Source organism: Plebeiibacterium sediminum (genome assembly GCF_026013605.1).
Lineage (GTDB): Bacteria > Bacteroidota > Bacteroidia > Bacteroidales > Marinilabiliaceae > Saccharicrinis > Saccharicrinis sediminus.
The window spans coordinates 1-524 of record NZ_JAPDPJ010000291.1; the positions used below are offsets into that span (position 1 = coordinate 1).

Here is a 524-nt window from a genome sequence, read left to right on the forward strand (position 1 = left end):
TCAATATATGAGAAAGGTGCTACTTGCTGAGAATTATCAACAACATTACCCCATGGGCGCATTTGGCCATCATATCTTGGTCCCCAATTACCATTTTCATCTAATGCATGCATTCCAGACCAACCTTGTCCAAATGTCTTTTGCATCTCTGGGACACGACTAATTTCACTAATACCAATACTTCCTGAATATTTAAACTTCATTTTACCGTCTGTATTCTTTCCAGACTTAGTCGTAATCAAAATTGCACCATTGGCAGCTCTTGATCCGTACAATACAGTTGCTGCAGCCCCTTTAAGAACCGAAATATCAGCAATATCATCAGGATTTACTGCATTTAATCCTGATCCAAAATCAACATAACTATTCAAGCGATCAGCATTGGCATTTTGATTATTTACAAGAGGAACTCCATCTACAACATACAATGGTTGATTTGACCCAAAACTTGAAGCTCCGCGAATAATAACATTTTGCGTTGCTCCAGGGTTAGCACCTGATGTAATCTGAACTCCTGCAACTTT

Annotated in this window: 1 protein-coding gene; it reads right to left on the reverse strand. The window is 38.7% G+C overall.

All coding sequences use genetic code 11. The features are described from left to right. Positions 1–524: TonB-dependent receptor plug domain-containing protein (locus OM075_RS25510; RefSeq protein ID WP_301193378.1), on the reverse strand; the 524-nt coding region annotated here is incomplete at both ends.